This is a genomic window from Pseudoalteromonas arabiensis (genome assembly GCF_001550155.1).
Classification (GTDB): domain Bacteria; phylum Pseudomonadota; class Gammaproteobacteria; order Enterobacterales; family Alteromonadaceae; genus Pseudoalteromonas; species Pseudoalteromonas arabiensis.
Window position 1 is genome coordinate 467190 of record NZ_LRUF01000026.1, and the last position, 14806, is coordinate 481995.

Below are 14806 nucleotides of genomic sequence, written 5' to 3' on the forward strand. Positions count from 1 at the left end.
CAGGTGATTTATGGCAGTTAGAAGTTTGAATGTTGAGCTATCGGTTGAAAATTCAGAATTACAACTACCGATAGCTTTGAGTGGTATTTAATTATGATTGAAATTATAGATGAGAATAAACAAATCTATATTCCATTGTCAGGCATCACCTCTAGTGTTGGCAGCATCCAAAGCTTTGACTCTGCGGATTGCCGTACCGAGTTGCTTCATAGCATTTTGAAAAGTGGCATGTATGGGCGCAATCTCTCTTTGAAAATCAAGAGGGAACTGAATACTGCTTGGGTCAAAGCTGACCCCTTTAGCAGTAGCCTTTTGACCTTGATTTCTATACCCATACTTGTAACTAAGTTCGGCCATGGCTCTTTCTGCGATGTTTTTATTCCTATATGCGGAAATAAAATCGGTGATAGCTGGCTCGTCCTTAAAGGGAAAGTGCTTAGATTGAACATAGCAAGGCTTTTCGAGGTTGATAGTGATTCTATCATCAGCAATGAAGACCGTATGGCATTTAACCGGATCGCTTTCGTACTTTGCCGTGACATCAACCAAGGTCCCGTCTGGCATCTTCCAAATAGCATGATGCATAGCTTCAATGAACCTTTTCGGCCAGTACATTATTTGCCAACCATATATAGGAACGCCTCCATGAGCTTCTATTTCTTCGGCAACATTCCAATAGCAACAGCCCTGAGGTCTCAACTTATCAGACATTTTGACTTTAATGGGTTTAGCTTTTGGAGAAATTAACGGTGCAAATTTTCGAAGTTTAGGATGATCTATTCGGATAGTTTCATAACTAGGGGTCTCATAACCATTAGACATTTAGCTTCCTTATCTTAGTTTGTTGGTTTGGTCGCTAAACATACTAATTTAGGGAAGCATTTTTTAACAGGAATTTTAATTATGCAGCAGGCAACGCTACAAGATGTACAAGATGCTTTGCAGTATCTTGACCCAAATTTAGATCGTGATACTTGGGTTAGGATTGCCATGGGCATTAAAAATGAGTTTGCTGAGGCAGGCTTTGATATTTTTGATTCGTGGAGTGCTGGCGGTGAACGTTATAAGCCAAGTGATGTTAAAAGCATGTGGCGCAGCGTAAAAGCTGGCGGCGGTGTTACGATTGGTACTGTAATTGGCATGGCTAAAGAGAAGGGGTTTACATTTACTCATGAACCTATGACGGCCGAGCAACAAGCCAAAGTAAAAGCTGATTACGCTAAACGAGCAAAAGAGCGCGAAGCGAAAGAAGCAGAGGATGAAGCCGCGCGCCAGCGTTGGCATGGGGTAATTAGCTACTTTTCCAAATATATCATTGATAACTTCACTATACCGATAAAATCAAATAAGTACTTAAGCGACAAAAAAGTGAATGCCTATGGGGTGTTAGGTTTTAAAAAGTCGTTTATTTTGATTATTCGCGATAACTTTACTACTGAGTTAGTTGAAGGTGGTAAAGAGATAAAAGCCTTCTTTGATACTTTACCTAGCGAAGATGAAGGTCGGGACTTTTCGTTTTTACATATCAAGCGTGGCAGTCTGGCCATTCCCCTCATTGATATTAATAAGCAAATTTGGAACATCCAAGTAATCAACAATACTGGTACCAAGTTATTTTTAAAGCATGGCCGTAAGTCAGGGCTGTTTCATTTTATTGGTAAAGCAAGTAGCTGCAATATTTTGGCTGTTTGTGAAGGATATGCAACGGGCGCGAGCATTCATATGGCGACTGGTTGGCCGTGTGCAGTGGCGCTTGATGCGGGTAATTTGCTACCTGTGGCTTTGGCATTTGCGGAAAAGCTAAAAGATAAGACCTTTTTGTTTTGTGCAGATAACGACGTTAATACAAAGGGTAATCCTGGCATTACTAAAGCGAATGAAGCAGCAGCTGCGGTTAATGGCCTTGTTGCTGCACCTGATTTTTCTGGTATTTTAAATAAGGAGGCTGCTTGATGGCCTCTAGTTCTTTAACAGATTGGAATGACTTACATGTAAGTGCTGGTTTAGCTGAGGTCAAAAAACAGCTATCTGCTGTTGTTGATAAGCCAAGCGCTAATGATGGTGATAACCGGCCGCCGAAAAACGCTGACGCGCGGGAGCGTTCACTGGGGGATGAGCCGTGGCAACGGCTTTTCCAAAGAACAAATGCTGGCAATCCACAAGCGAATATTAGTAATACGAAGTTGGTTTTAGAACACGATCCTGCTTTTGATGGTGTTTTAGGTTATTGCAATTTTAGCTATCGGATCATTAAACGTAAGTTGCCACCGTTTAAAATGGCAAAGCTTGGTGAATGGACTGATGCCGATACCGAGCGCTTACGTATTTACTTATCTGAAAGCTATGGTTTTACACCTAAACCCAGTGATGTACTGGGTGCTATTTTGGTTCATTCAGAAGAGCATGCCTTTCATCCCGTTCAGGACTATTTAACGTCAATAAAGTGGGATGGTAAGCCGCGAGTGGCTATGTGGTTGCATGATTACTTAGGTGTAGAGGACTCTGATTATGCGGCTATGGTTGGCACATTTTTTTTGGTTTCTGCTGTAGTTCGGGTAATGAGGCCACCTGTAAAAGTTGACTCGGTGTTGATTTTAGAGGGCTTGCAGGGGTTGGGTAAATCGACGATGTGCCACAACCTATTTGGTGATTGGTTCACTGATACTCCGATGGCTTTAGGTGAAAAAGATACGTTTCAACAAATGCAGGGGATGTGGGGAATTGAACTTGCAGAGCTTGATGCGTTTAATAAGGCAGAAAACACCAAAGCGAAGCAGTTCTTTGGTTCGCAGGTTGATAGGTATCGCCCCAGTTATGGGCGCATGGTGCAAGAGTTCCCGAGGCAATGTGTATTTATTGGTACCACAAACCAAGATAGGTATTTAAAAGACTCAACGGGTAACCGGCGCTATTGGCCTGTGATGTGTACAAAGATATGCCAAGAGGCCATAAAGCGAGATAGAGATCAGTTATGGGCCGAGGCTGTTCACCTATTAAATGAGGGTACACCTTGGTGGCCTACTGATGAATACAAGCACCTGTTTGAAGAGCAACAAGAGGATAGGTTCGACTCCGATGTATGGGAGGAGCTTATCTACAAATGGCTTATTAAAAATATGCGTTCGGATTATTCCTGTGCCGAAATTATGGAAGAAGCTCTAGGTATGGATGCTCACGCCATGCGCCCACCTGAACAAAAACGTGTTGGCCAAATTATGCACCGCCTTGGTTTTGAGAAAAAGAAAAAGCTTATAAAAGGTAAGCGGCCTGCGTTTTATTTTCCGCCAAAGGGGTTTTGGGATGCTAGATAATTATTTTAGTGTGACAGTGACATTTACCATGACCACTTGCAGCCCTTGCCATATAAGGCTTTGTCATAGTGTCACAGTGTGTCACTGTGTTTTCGCGCACACATACGCGCGCGCGTGCGAGCGGACGCATTTGATATCTATATTCTATTTAATAATGTTACTTACTAATGTATGTAAAAACACTATGACACAGTATGACAGTATGACAATACCAGTAAATACAAGGGCTGTAGCTGTCATGGTTGTGTGTCACGGTGAAAGTGAGTATGACATCAATGTTTTAAACTATTTTGCGGCGGGGATGTAGGATGCAATTAGATCTAAGAGAACAGGCAGAAAACGATTTAGCACAGTGGGGCCTGTGGGCGAGAGAGAAGAACTTACCAACGCTTAAGTCTCAGAACCTCGTTACATCGCGTTCAGTGAAGCTAGATATTAACGGTTGCCCTTTAGTGATTAAAGATGACTATGCGCAGGTGCTTGATGCCAGTATTGCGAGAATGCGGCATTTAGATCCTACTTACCCGCTTATTGCTCGCCAATACTTTAGCTTGGGTTTAAGCTGTAGAGTGATCGCACAGAGCACTAAAATTAATAAAACAAAGGTATCTTCGATAGTGGGTGAGATAGTTAGCTGGGTTGCTAGCGATCTTATCAAAGCGGCCTAGATCTTTTTTTCAAAAACTATTGCTTTTGTCCGGACAGAAACTATACTAATTCAGGTAAGCTTAGCAAAGCTACAACATAAAGCCCGAGGTTAACGCCTTGGGCTTTTTTGTTTCTGCTTTTTAGCTCACGTTCCTGTTGTTGACCCGCTTTGGCTTTGCCTGAGCGGGTTTTTTCGTTTGAGGCCCTTATGAAAGTAAACAAGCTATTAGCCGCTGGTGTTACCGGTGTACTTGCGCTTGCAGGCGTTACGATTGCACAGTTTGAAGGTGAGGTAAGAACGGGTTATGTCGATCCTGTTGGTGTGGTTACCGCTTGCTTTGGTCACACAGCGACAGCTGAGCTTGGCAAGAACTACACAGAGAACGAATGTTTAAGTTTGTTTGCTAAAGACTTAGGCGAACATAACAAGCAGCTGCTACGAGCTGTTAGCGTATCGATGTCAGCAAGCGAACATGCTGCTTACTTGTCATTTCATTACAACGTAGGTGCTGGGAACTTTCGTAGTAGCACGTTATTAAAACTTTTGAACAATGACCAACGAGTGAAAGCGTGTAATGAGTTACCGCGTTGGGTTTACGCTGATGGCCAGAAGTTACCAGGCTTAATTAAGCGCCGTGAAGCAGAGCGCCAGTTGTGCTTAAGCGAGCTTAGCAATGTTTAGTTTAAACAAAGTATTGTTTTCAGGTTTGGGAGTGATGCTTGCGATATCCGTGTTTCGATATTTGGGCGTTAGCGCTGAGCTTGATGAAGCGCGTGATAGTAACGAACAGCTACTCGGCACTATTCAAAGCTATAAGAATCAGGTTGAGATGCTTGCTAACAACTTAGTTAATGCAGAGAAGCAAAATAAGCGATTACTAAAAGAGCGCACTTTACTGGAACAAATTCGTGAAAAGCACCAAGCACAACTTACCTCTATCGAAAATAAGCTTCAAACAACTAACTCACAACTTGATGCATTAAGGCTTTCGACTAATGAAACAACTAAGAACTGGGCTAATGACTGTGTGCCTAGCGCTGTTATCAGCGTGTTCAAGTACGCCAACGCTAGAGCCTGTAATCAAAACAGTCGTACAAACTGAGTATGAGTTTGTGCAGATGCCTAATGAATTCATTAAACCCTGTGAGGTTAGTATTCAAGCTGTTGGAGACAATACATCCCACAGTCAGTACACAGTGTATTTAGAGACCGTTATTGATACCTGCAATGAGCAGCTATTAAGAGCGCGAGAGTGGAACAATGCGAATAGAAACAAGTGATATAGCTGTGCAAAAGGCCGTCAGTGTAACGACCTACAGCGCAAGCTTAGGCACTGCAGCTGGAGGGATATTTAGCTTGAATGAGTGGGCTATATTACTGGGGATTATATTCGCAGCATTAACATTCTTAGTTAATGCGTGGTTTCAACATAAGCGTGACGAACGTGAAGCGCGTAAGCATGAAGATGATAGAGAGTTCCATCGAGCAAGAATGGAAGCGCTACAGCAAAGCGACCATGCACAGCTGTTATGTCAGCCTGATTCAGATGGTCATTAATTTCTCTGCTCAATTGAAAAATATATTCACGGGTCCTTTGAGCAATACCCTGTATACGAAGCAAAACTCGCGAATTTTTAACAGCTAGAACTTCCTATTAGGGGGTTCCGGTTTTTTATTGATATTAGATAGTTAGGTTTCAAATTGAATCAAGTTGAAATTGCAGAACATCTGGATATTTCAGAGCGACAACTTCGTGATGTGCTCTCACGTTTGAAGCTAGACCACAAAGTAAATTCATTGGAAGAAATTCGTTTGGCATATATTCGCGATTTGCGCGAAAAAGCCGCTGGGCGCACGCCAACGACTCATCGTCAAAAGCTTGATGAAGCAAAAACGCGCGAAGCAATCGCTAGCGCGCAAATGAAAGAACTCGAACTTTTCAAAGAACACAAACTTGTTTTAGACCGAACTCAAGTTCGCGATGCAATGGACCAGTGGACCATTATTGCTAAGTCTGAATATGAAAACTCAGTGGATAAAATCATTGCACTTATTGAAGATCAGTATGAGGTATCGATAGACCGTGAATCTATTAATGGAATCGTTGAGTCTACCTGCCGAGTTATTGGAGATTTCCAGTTCCAATCTTGACGATCTTATCAAAGAGGTAGCTGATGGGTGGTTGCCAGTAGAGCGCTTACCAACCAAAGAGTGGTTAGAAACTTACTTTAGGCTACCAGCTGAAGACTCAGACTTTTCAGGTTTATATAACGCTGATTTTGTTCCTTACTTTTGGGGCGTAATGCATGCTTTAGATAATGAGCATGTTGAGTTCATTGGGTTAACTAAAGCCGCTCAAATTGGCTGGACCATGCTGTTGTGTGGGTGGTTATCTAAAAATATATGTGTTGAACCAAGTCGCATGTTGGGTCTGTTCCCTAAAGACTCTAAAGCAACAGACTTCATGGAAGAAAAATTTACACCTTGCGTCGAGGCTACGCCTGAGCTAGCAAAGCGTGTTGATGTATCAACAAGCCGTAAGTCGGGTAATCGAAACAATAAAAAGAACTTTCCTGGTGGTTCACTTAAGGTATTTGGTTCTAACTCTGTTTCAAACGTTAAGTCGACACCTTCGCCAGTTGTTGTCGTCGAAGAACCCGATGACACAAATGACAGTGTAGGTGATCAAGGTGATGCTATTCGCCTGGCAAGAGAAAGGAACAAGCGCTTTAGAAAACGCAAGTTTGTATTAGGTGGAACCCCTAGTGTGGCTGGCCTATCAAAAGTTGAGCACTACGTTAACTTAGGCTCACAAAGAGTATTACCGATCATATGTCATGAATGTGGCGAATCACACATTCTTGATTGGGAAAATGTGAGCTGGATCGAAAAAGAAGATGGTCCAGTTCATCCCATCTTTGGACGCCACTTACCAGAGTCTGCATTATATGCGTGTCCTCATTGTGGGTCGGCCTGGTCTGATTGGCAGCGTCAGCAGAATATATTTAACACCTGCAAAAATGCAAAAGAGGCGGGTGATGAGTTTTGTGGCTGGGTAGCCACTGTTGAAAATGACGGTGTAGTTGAAACCTTTAAAGATTTGTCTGAGCTGTACGTATGTATTCCAGGCTCATCAATAGCCAGTATTGTTCGTGATTACTTAGAAGCTGAGTACGAAGCGAGGTTAGGGGATGAGAATGGCCGTATTGTTTTTCAAAACTCAAAGCTTGGTAAGCCTTATGAGTACAAGGATAAAGACTCACTTAACCATGAAGAGTTGCAAGAAAAGGCGGAAGACTACCCTGAGTTAGTTTGCCCAAGAGGTGGGCTGATTGTTACTGCTGGTATCGATGTTCAGCATGACAGACTTGCTATTATCATCAGGGCATTTGGCAGGAATGAAGAAAGCTGGCTAATGCTTTGGCGAGAAATAGCCGGCGATACTGCAGATAAAAATGACCCTGTTTGGAAAGAGTTGGACGGGATCTTATTTAGTGGTTTTCAGCATGAGTCATTTGCAAACTTACATTTAAGCGCAGTAACTATTGATTCATCAGACGGTTCTACGAACCACTCTGTCTATCATTGGGTAAGAACCTGTAGCGCTAAACATCGCCGTATCTTAATTATGGCAGGCAAGGGCGATAGCCATGATAACGGCAAGCGAGAAATATTTCGTTTGCCACAAAAGTTAGACCATAACAATGCGCGTAAGGCTACTAAAGCTGATAAACATGGCGTGCAGGTTTATATGGTTGGTACACACAAAGCAAAGGACCTGATCTCTAAACGGCTAAATGGGACAAGTGCTTATATGCACAGCTATTCAGATGCCCGAGTCGATTATTGGGAGCAGGTTACATCGGAAATAAAAGCGCCATCAAGAAACTTACGTGGTGCTCGAATTTGGCAAGTAAAATCAGGCCGTCGAAATGAAGCGTTAGACTGCGAAGTTTATGCATTGCATGCGGCAATGGCCACAAAAGTTCACACTAAAAAACCTAAAGATTGGGACTTGTTAGAGCAACGCTTGTCTCAAATAGATTTATTTGCACCTCAGCAAGAAGAAACAGAAGTAGTTAAGAAACCAATGAAGCCCAAGCGTTCTAGTCAACGCACTGGGCGTGGTTCAGGATTCATTTCAGGTCATTAATTATGTCAGAACCAAAGAGCATCATTGCTGGTACCAAAGTTGTTTGGACAGCTCAATTTACTGGCGATGAAGGCGATGTGTCTCAATTTCAGTATGTTCTCTTATCAGAACAAAACCGAGTATCAATTGATGCAACCTTTGCCGCAGGCGAAGTAATTGTAAGCATGAGCTCAGCTGATAGCGCAGCTATTCAAGCAGGGCATTACACCTGGCATTTAATCCAAACGTTACATGGTGAGAACTATCAGTTAAATGAAGGACGCATAGAAGTTAAAGCTGATCCAACAGCAGCTCAGACAAGCACTGTATTAACTCATAACGAAAAAATGTTAGTTGCAATACGTAAGCGCTTAGAAGGGCGGGTTTTAACTGATCATGAAAACTACAGTATTGACGGTCGTAGCTTGTCGCGCATTCCATTTGAGAGTCTCAAGAAGTTTGAAAATGACTACGCCTGGAAAGTTCATAACGAAAAAGTAGCACGCGGTGAAATCACTCGCCGACGTTCAATTAGGTTTCGGTAAAGATTATGGGTTTATTGGATAAGATACTGGGGCGTGGTGATAATACTCAGCAACAAGCGCCTGAAGTTCGTGACTACGAACAACCAGAGCAAGCTTCACGAAAGTTATCACCTCAACAAATTGCGGCACAAAAACGCTATGCTGCATCTAAATCTGATCGTTTGTTTAAAAACCCTATCGGTTATGGGTTAAGTGTTGATGAAACCTTGCGAAGAGATGTGGAGCGCTTACGAGCTGCAAGTCGATCTGCAGGTGAAGACGTTGGGTATATCAAGAAGTACTTTGGCATGGTGCAAACGCATATTGTCGGGGATAAGGGCTTTCGTCTTCAATCGCAGATACGAAATGCGCAAGGAGAGCTTGATAAGGATGCGAATAAATCTGTCGAGTTAGCTTATAAAGAGTTTTGTCGTAAAGGTTTTTGCGAAATATCTGGTCGTATGAATATGACCGAAGCTGACCAATTGATAGCGAAGACCGTTAGCCAAGACGGTGATATGTTGATCAGGCATATAGACAACGCACCTAATAAGTTTGGTTATGCTTTTCAGCTTATAGAAGCTGATTTGCTCGATGTTAATCTCTATAAAGTCCTGTCTAATGGCCACGTAATTAAAATGGGGGTTGAGCAGGACGGTTTTGGTCGTCACCTTGCGTACCATATTCTTACCAATCATCCAGGTGAATATACGTGGTCTACGGGCGGTAGACGATATATTCGGGTACCTGCAGATGAGATTGTATTGCCATTCCCTATGTGGCGCCCAGGTCAAACACGAGGCGTGCCCTGGGCCCATGCGTCGCTATTAGATATGCATGACATTCGTGGTTTTCGTGAAGCAACACTTGTTAGTGCACGAGTCGGTGCAAGCAATATGCTTATTTATGAGCGGGACCCGGATCAGCCACCTCCTGAAGATGACGAAAATTGGGAGAATGGCGAGTTTATTCAGGAACTCGAACCAGGTAAAAGTAATGTGGTACCAGATGGTTTCAAAGCCAGAGAAAGCCGCTTTGACATGCCTGATGATTCAACAGGTGATTTTCAAAAAGCAATCTTGCGTGGTGCAGCAAGTGGGGTAGATGCAAATTACAATGTTCTAGCAAACGACTTTGAAGGTGTTAGTTGGTCAACCTTAAGGCAAGCTGTCATTGAAGACCGTGAGCATTGGAAACGCTTGCAAGGTTGGTATATCAGCCAAATCAAGAATGTTATTTATGAGCGCTGGCTTCGTAACGCGCTCATTAGAAATCAAATTAAAAGTTTGTATGCTTATGATCTAGAGCGTGCAAATCATTATCAATTTTATGGCCGTCGGTGGCAGTGGGTTGACCCACTCAAAGACGAACAAGCAATTTCAGAAAGCTATAAAAACTTCACTGTTAACCCAATGGAAGTTCTTCAAGACAAAGGCCTTGATCCACAAGAACTCGCTGAGGGTTGGCAAAACTTCTTAGAGCTAATGGGCGACAACATTCAATTAGCTCAATCTATCGGCCTGATCAAAGGCTCATCGGTTAAGGCCAACGAACCCCCTCCAAAAGAAGACGAGGAATAATATGAAAGTTAATCAAATTACCCGTGACATGTTGGTCGGCGGTAAGTGTCCTATTGCCTATCGTTTTGCAGAAGTTGAGCAAGGCAGCATCAATGTTGAAGAGCGCACAGTCACAATTTCATTTTCAAGTGAGTACGAAGTTGAACGCTGGGGCTGGTTTGAAACATTGGGTCATGAGGTAGATGAAGTTGATTTATCACGAATAGAACAAAATGGCCCATTTTTATGCGATCACAATTGGCAAGACCAACGAGGCGTAATCACTAAGGCTTGGGTAGAAAATGGCCGAGGCTACGCCGAAATAAAACTATCGCGAAATCCGTTAGGTGAACAATTACTGATAGATATGCAAGACAGCATACGAACCAATATCAGTGTTGGTTACCGAATTTTAGAAGCCACGCTAACCAAGCGAGAAGGTGATAACGAGCATTATCGGATCACCAAGTGGCAACCTATGGAAATATCTTCCGTTTCTGTACCAGCCGACCCCACTGTCGGGGTGGGTCGTTCAGATGAAAATAGCAATAATGTCAATATCAGAGAGGCAATCAAAATGGATGAGAACGAAATCCTAGATGACATCACCCCGGCAGAAGATGAAACTCGTCAAACTCCGGCTCCTAATCAACAAACACAACAGCGCTCACAGCAACAAGCACCATTTAGTGCCCCAGTAAATGATGCTCAGCGTATAGCACAGACCGGTTCTCAATATGGGGCTGAAACACTTGCGAACGAATGTATCCGTGATGGTAAATCGTTTGAAGAGTTTAATTCAGCCTTATTACGTGAGCTACAAAACAAGCGCAATGCACCTGATGCACAGTCAACAGTGTTTGACTTGGGGGTTGAGCAAAAGGACCTGCAGCGTTATAGCGTTCTTAAGTTATTCCGTGCGGTTGCAACTGGGAACTTTAAGCAAGCAGGCCTTGAGCGTGAACTATCAAATGCCATTGCTGAGCGCACAGGTAAAGACCCTGATGGTTGTTATGTAAGCCCGGAAGCATTGGGCTTTGGTATTCGTCAGCAGTTAGAGCGTCAGATGCTAATGCGCCAACAGGCTGCTGGAACCGCTGGTAAGGGTGCCGAGTTAATTGCTACTGAGCTACACAGTGAACTGTTTATTGAAGCTTTACGGGCAAAAGCAATGCTGGGTGGTTTAGGTGCTCGATATATGAGTGGTTTAGTAGGTAACTTAGATATTCCTAAGCATGCTGGCTCAGCGACATTTTATTGGGTGGGTGAAGATGGTGAAGCTACTGATTCAGATCTTAGCTTTACAACAGTTCAAATGTCACCGCATACAGTGGCTACTGCAGTGCCAATGACACGCCGTATGATGATCCAATCTACCCCTGATATCGAAGCGTTGGTTCGTAACGATATTATGGAAGGTTTAGCGCTTGCATTAGATAGCGCTGGTATTAAAGGTACCGGTGCTGCGAATCAGCCAACAGGTATTATCAACACTGCAGGTATTGGCGCAGTTGATTTAACCGGTGGCGTTAACTGGGCAAAAATAGTTGAGTTTGAAACTGATGTAGCAGAAGCAAATGCAGATTCAGAAAGCATGGCTTACTTAATGCGCCCAAGTATGCGTGGCACTTTAAAAACCACAGAAAAGGCAGCAGGCACGGCTAAGTTTTTGTGGGGTGATGATAACCGTGTAAATGGTTATCAAGGTGTCGTAGGTACTCAAATGGACGCAGGTTCGATCTTATTTGGTGACTTCTCACAGCTTATGTTTGGTATGTGGGGAGCGCTTGATGTGGTACCTGACCGCGCCACTAAAGTTAAATCTGGTGGTTTAGTAATGCGTCTTTTCCAAGACGTTGATGTTGCGGTTCGTCACGCCCAAGCATTCAGCTACGGCTCTTAATCTCCCTGTAATAAGGCGCTAGTTTGCGCCTTTTACTTTATTAAAAAGGTATAAATCATGGCAAAGCAAACAGTTAAAAAAGTTAATTTCCGCGTTGACCGCGGTATTCGTATCAATGGTGAAAGTATTTATCCTGGCAAAGATAAAAAGAAACCAACGATTATCTCGATTCGTGAAACTCTGGCCAAGGAACTTGTGAATGCAAGTAAAGGCGAAATTGTAAATGATAAAGTCACCACTCAGGTGAAAGAGCCTTCGTCGGAAGATGCAGATCTTGATGCTGCATTTGGTCCAGAGGGTGAAGAATAAATGAACTTTTCCGATGACCTTAATGCAGATCTGACTAATGTATTTTTTGCTGATTTTACTGATGTTAGTGTAATTGATGGCATTGAGGTTATCGGGTTTTTAGATATCAATGCATATCAATGGGCTGATGTTGATTCAAGTCAGCATATTTTTATCACTCCCCAGAGTGTCGGTTTTAATCTGCAGCGTCACGATACACTGACCATTTCAGGGAAGTTATACAAGTATGTTACGAAGCGCCAGCATGGCAACGTTACTCACCTAATAGTGGTACCAGGGTAATTATGACCATTATTAATATAAACCATAAACAGCTCACTTATGGGATGAACGAGTTAAACAGAGATTTAAAGCGCATCACCAAAGAAGGCGATCGTGCTGTTCAATCTGTTCTGAATCGCGGGCTTACCTCAATTAGAAAAGAAGCTGTTAAAGAGTCTGCTATTGCTTTAGCCGTGCCTCAGAAGGTGCTGCGAGAGCGTACATCAACACGCCGTGCAAGCCCTAAAAAATTACGGATTATCATTACTGCAAGGACTCGCGCTATTAACGCTGTCGTTGCCGGCGCAAAAGAAACCGATACCGGTTTGAGCTTAGGGCCCTATGAATGGGATGGTGGGTTTATCGTCACAAGCAAATACGGTAAGAGAGTGGGTGTTAAACGTTATGGTAAGAAAAGGTATCCACTTCAACCCACTGAAATTGGTAAAAGCTTTGTACACCGAGAAGTGAAAAGAGGGCTTGAAAATGCGCGAGCGCGCTTTGAGCGTCGATATAGCCGTGAGTTAGCTAAAGAAATAAATAAACGTTACACGCGAATATTAAGAAAATAGTTATGGCAACCAGACAACAAATTAGAGCCAGCATCAAGCAATTAATAGCTGGCTTTTTTACAGCAACGTTTGATTTCAGACCAGCCCAATTTTACAAAGAAGAGCTGCCATGCAGTGCGGTGTTTTTTGATAGCGGTGAGTCTGTAAGGGATTTTGATGATGATACTGACACCAATGCGCAGTTATCACTTGAAATAATTATAGATAGCAATGGCAAGCAGGATACAGAATTAGATGTATTTGCTAGCCAAGTTGAAGCTGCCATTCGAGCTGATAACACCTTAAATGGCTTGGTCGATGCTATTTACAGAGTCGGTTTTCAGTACGACCGAGACCCTGAATCATTAACTGCATCACTTACCTTATTTTTTAAAGTTCAATATGAAGACGAGGACTAAACAATGTTAGGCAATAAAGTAACTTTACATCGTTCAACTGATAACGGCACAGCTTATGGCGAAAAGATTGCCAATATTGTTGACCTTCAACCAGGTGCAAAAACAGCTGAGACACATGAAAACACCACATATGGCGCTGAGCATGATTACAAAGAATATGACTACGGCTTAAAGGATGGCGGTGAATACACCTTTGTTTTTAAATATGAGCCAGGCAACAGTGATATGGAAGCGATTGCTGATGCATTAGATAACGATACGAAAGAGTATTTACAGCTTCAGTTTCCTTTGCCAATTAGTAAGTCAAAGTCATTCCGATGTTTGGTTACTGAAGTCGGCGACCAAACACCTGTTGGTGAGCATGTAAAACGCTCAATCAAGGTAAAAGTAGACGGTCCTATCGCCGAATCAGCATTGGCATAATTATGATTGCATGGCTTAAAAGATGGCTTGCAGAGCGCGCAATGCCAGTTGACCCGAACTTTAAACACCGACTAGTGGCCAAGCAAAAGCTTGGTCATTTTTTTATCGTGGAGTTAGGCGCGAGTGATTATGTGATCATTCATGACATGTTAGGCCGTATCCAAGCTGAAGATACTGATGATGCAACTAAGTCTCGTGAATTAATGGGGCTTAGGTATATGGCGCTTGCCATGTCATTGAGAACGGGCAATGGACGTATGCCATTTGATTGGCAAAATGATGTTGACCTTATGTATTTGGCAACACTACCTCACTCAAAAGTCATACCTGCTTTGGACGAAATAGCGGCTATTTCAGGTATCGATTGGATAACGCCTAGTTTTATTCCTAAAGAAACTGATACCCAGCTAGAAGAAGTTGAGCAACCAACCCAAGAAGACTTAGACGCAAACCCCTCTTAGGCCAACCGAACCGTAGATTTGCCCTGCGGTTGGCACAAAAGAATGGGGCAACCAATGTTGATGACATGCTTTTAAATATGTCATCAACTCAATTTATAGAGTGGCAGCAATTTGCTCAGCTTGAGCCTTTTGGTGCACAAGTTGATGAATTTCAGTTAGCGGCGCTAAGGGCGCTAGTCACAAACTATCTCAGCTCCAATAAACAAAATATAAAATCCGTAAATAATTTCATGCTTAGCGCTGTTGAACGGCCAAAAGAGCGTGAGAAAACGGTGGAAGAAATTTACCAATTATTTGGATAAAT

At 42.9% G+C, this 14806-nt stretch carries 20 protein-coding genes; 19 read left to right on the plus strand and 1 reads right to left on the minus strand.

Annotated features, from left to right (window positions below):
- Nucleotides 1–138 precede the first annotated feature (138 nt).
- Nucleotides 139–822: a hypothetical protein gene (locus PAARA_RS19270; RefSeq protein WP_062570602.1), complete on the minus strand. Its 684-nt coding sequence runs from the start codon at nt 820–822 to the stop codon at nt 139–141.
- Nucleotides 823–903: 81 nt separating this feature from the next.
- Here PAARA_RS19270 and PAARA_RS19275 point away from each other — a divergent pair, with 81 nt between their 5' ends.
- From PAARA_RS19275 to PAARA_RS19360, 19 genes are all read left to right on the plus strand, one after another.
- A complete protein-coding gene (locus PAARA_RS19275; RefSeq protein WP_062570603.1) occupies nt 904–1953 on the plus strand; it encodes a PriCT-2 domain-containing protein in 1050 nt (349 codons plus the stop codon).
- The gene (locus PAARA_RS19280) at nt 1953–3311 is read left to right on the plus strand and encodes a virulence-associated E family protein (protein WP_062570604.1); all 1359 of its coding nucleotides are present in this window, start codon (nt 1953–1955) and stop codon (nt 3309–3311) included. Before PAARA_RS19275 ends, PAARA_RS19280 begins: the two co-directional genes overlap by 1 nt.
- A 308-nt stretch (nt 3312–3619) precedes the next feature.
- The gene (locus PAARA_RS19285; RefSeq protein WP_062570605.1) at nt 3620–3979 is read left to right on the plus strand and encodes an antiterminator Q family protein; all 360 of its coding nucleotides are present in this window, start codon (nt 3620–3622) and stop codon (nt 3977–3979) included.
- Nucleotides 3980–4167: 188 nt separating this feature from the next.
- Nucleotides 4168–4641 (plus strand): lysozyme, encoded by a 474-nt coding sequence (locus PAARA_RS19290; RefSeq protein WP_062570606.1) that lies wholly within the window; start codon nt 4168–4170, stop codon nt 4639–4641.
- On the plus strand, nt 4634–5062 hold the full coding sequence (locus PAARA_RS19295; protein ID WP_062570607.1) for a hypothetical protein: 429 nt from the start codon (nt 4634–4636) through the stop codon (nt 5060–5062). The genes PAARA_RS19290 and PAARA_RS19295 overlap by 8 nt, the downstream gene beginning before the upstream one ends.
- Complete coding sequence (gene lysC / locus PAARA_RS21005; protein ID WP_420806963.1) at nt 4980–5240, plus strand: Rz1-like lysis system protein LysC; 261 nt, start codon at nt 4980–4982, stop codon at nt 5238–5240. The genes PAARA_RS19295 and lysC overlap by 83 nt, the downstream gene beginning before the upstream one ends.
- The gene (locus PAARA_RS19300; protein ID WP_062570608.1) at nt 5221–5517 is read left to right on the plus strand and encodes an HP1 family phage holin; all 297 of its coding nucleotides are present in this window, start codon (nt 5221–5223) and stop codon (nt 5515–5517) included. Before lysC ends, PAARA_RS19300 begins: the two co-directional genes overlap by 20 nt.
- A 144-nt stretch (nt 5518–5661) precedes the next feature.
- Nucleotides 5662–6111 (plus strand): hypothetical protein, encoded by a 450-nt coding sequence (locus PAARA_RS19305; RefSeq protein ID WP_062570609.1) that lies wholly within the window; start codon nt 5662–5664, stop codon nt 6109–6111.
- Nucleotides 6056–8113 carry a phage terminase large subunit family protein gene (locus PAARA_RS19310; protein ID WP_083515364.1) on the plus strand — a complete coding sequence of 686 codons (2058 nt, stop codon included), beginning with the start codon at nt 6056–6058 and terminating at the stop codon, nt 8111–8113. The genes PAARA_RS19305 and PAARA_RS19310 overlap by 56 nt, the downstream gene beginning before the upstream one ends.
- 2 nt (nt 8114–8115) lie before the next feature.
- Nucleotides 8116–8637, plus strand: a complete 522-nt coding sequence (locus tag PAARA_RS19315; protein ID WP_062570611.1) for a hypothetical protein — start codon at nt 8116–8118, stop codon at nt 8635–8637.
- A gap of 5 nt (nt 8638–8642) precedes the next feature.
- A complete protein-coding gene (locus PAARA_RS19320; RefSeq protein WP_062570612.1) occupies nt 8643–10196 on the plus strand; it encodes a phage portal protein in 1554 nt (517 codons plus the stop codon).
- Between the two features lies 1 nt (nt 10197).
- Nucleotides 10198–12078, plus strand: coding sequence for a phage major capsid protein (locus PAARA_RS19325; protein ID WP_062570613.1), 1881 nt, complete (start codon nt 10198–10200; stop codon nt 12076–12078).
- Nucleotides 12079–12135: 57 nt separating this feature from the next.
- Nucleotides 12136–12387: a hypothetical protein gene (locus tag PAARA_RS19330; protein WP_062570614.1), complete on the plus strand. Its 252-nt coding sequence runs from the start codon at nt 12136–12138 to the stop codon at nt 12385–12387.
- A complete protein-coding gene (locus PAARA_RS19335; protein ID WP_062570615.1) occupies nt 12388–12669 on the plus strand; it encodes a hypothetical protein in 282 nt (93 codons plus the stop codon).
- Between the two features lie 2 nt (nt 12670–12671).
- The gene (locus PAARA_RS19340) at nt 12672–13220 is read left to right on the plus strand and encodes a phage tail protein (RefSeq protein ID WP_062570616.1); all 549 of its coding nucleotides are present in this window, start codon (nt 12672–12674) and stop codon (nt 13218–13220) included.
- A gap of 2 nt (nt 13221–13222) precedes the next feature.
- Nucleotides 13223–13618: a phage tail terminator protein gene (gpU, locus tag PAARA_RS19345; protein ID WP_062570617.1), complete on the plus strand. Its 396-nt coding sequence runs from the start codon at nt 13223–13225 to the stop codon at nt 13616–13618.
- A gap of 3 nt (nt 13619–13621) precedes the next feature.
- Nucleotides 13622–14041, plus strand: coding sequence for a phage tail tube protein (locus PAARA_RS19350; protein ID WP_062570618.1), 420 nt, complete (start codon nt 13622–13624; stop codon nt 14039–14041).
- 2 nt (nt 14042–14043) lie between these two features.
- Nucleotides 14044–14502 carry a hypothetical protein gene (locus PAARA_RS19355; RefSeq protein WP_062570619.1) on the plus strand — a complete coding sequence of 153 codons (459 nt, stop codon included), beginning with the start codon at nt 14044–14046 and terminating at the stop codon, nt 14500–14502.
- A gap of 65 nt (nt 14503–14567) precedes the next feature.
- Complete coding sequence (locus PAARA_RS19360) at nt 14568–14804, plus strand: phage tail assembly protein T (protein WP_157066241.1); 237 nt, start codon at nt 14568–14570, stop codon at nt 14802–14804.
- Nucleotides 14805–14806 lie beyond the last annotated feature (2 nt).